Genomic DNA, 1416 nt, shown 5'->3' with positions numbered 1-1416 from the left:
TGGGAGCCAGATACGCGGCAGGTTGATGCAGTAGTGCGCGACTGTTTTTCTCGTTACCGTGTCGTGGGCATGTACTGTGACCCGTCCGGCTGGACTGAGCATGTTTCAGCGTGGGAGGCAGAATTCGCCCCGAAGCTGAAGGTTAAGGCAACGTCGGGACACCCCATGATGGCGTGGCCGAGGGGTAAAAGCGCCGCGGTGTATCAATCATTAAGTGAGTTTCGGCAGGCGGTGGTCAACCGGGATATTACCTACGATGGCGGCCCGTATTTGCGCGCTCATTTGCTGAATGCAAAGCGTAGGGAAACGCGGACTGGATATTTGCTTTATAAGTCGTCACCGGAGTCTGCTGATAAAATTGACGCAGCGTATGCGGCAGTCATGGCTTATAAGTGCTATTTGGATGCTGTGTCTCGAGGGGTGTCAAAGCCGAGGAAGAAAAGGGGGTCATTCGTTTTATGATTCGGGGGCTAACGCAAAATGAAGAAGACATTCTAGGTGTATTAACGACTGAGGTCACAGGACACCAGCAGGGTAATAAGCAGCTGGCGTCATACTATGATGGGACGCATCGTGTGCAGCGCATTGGCGTGGCTGTGCCTCGTACATTGTCGGATATTGGGGTTGTTTCCGGATGGCCGGCAACCGTGGTGGATACCTACGGTGATTTGCTACGCATGGATGGGTTCATCTCGCCTGACTATGGCGAGCAGATGCGGCTAGTCACACGTCGGTTCAATGTTCCGCTTCGAGTCTCTGAAGCTATCTTGGACATGTTGATTTTCGGTCTGGGTCTACTAGCTGTAGAGCCCGACCCACACGGCGTATTCCGCCTGCGGTCGGTGTCGCCGTTATCTGGTTCTTTGCTGTGGGATGATGCCACGAATGGGCCCGTTGCTGGATACAGGCGCTCTGGAGTAAATTCCGAGGGTCTATACCGAGAAGTGTTGTATCTGCAGGGCGAAGTCATCGTTATTTCCAAAGACTCAACCGACATGGGCACTGTGCGCTCAGTGGAGCGATTCGACGTTCCTGGAGGCGGGTTCCCGATGTTCAGACTGCGAAATCGCCTGCGCACTTCGCATTGGTCTGGACAGTCAGAAATCACCCCGGCCGTGCGGTATCTTACCGACGCTGCCGCCCGTACTTTGGAAAACATGGAGTACAATTCCGAGTTTTATGCTTCTCCACAGCGATGGGCTACCGGCGCCTCACCTGAGGATTTCGGCTACGACCCGGAAGGCATGACGGAGTTCGACCGCGTTGAAATGGGCTGGCGTACCTCTATCGGCAAGATGCTTGTCATCAACGGCGATGAGGACGACCCCAAGCAGCCCAGCGTCGGACAATTCGCGTCGTCTCCCCCAACTCCATTTATCGAGCAGGTACGTGCCTACTCTCAGTTGATTGCTTCTG

Annotated in this window: 2 pseudogenes; both read left to right on the top strand. The window is 54.6% G+C overall.

What is annotated here, in order from left to right:
- A pseudogene (locus QP990_RS12075) lies at nt 1–462 on the top strand (hypothetical protein); the annotation flags it as partial.
- A 134-nt stretch (nt 463–596) separates the two neighbouring features.
- A pseudogene (locus QP990_RS12070) lies at nt 597–1416 on the top strand (hypothetical protein); the annotation flags it as partial.

The organism is Corynebacterium sp. MSK071 (assembly GCF_030232125.1).
Taxonomy (GTDB): Bacteria; Actinomycetota; Actinomycetes; order Mycobacteriales; family Mycobacteriaceae; genus Corynebacterium; species Corynebacterium kefirresidentii.
This window is presented reverse-complemented; position numbering and strand designations above follow the sequence as displayed.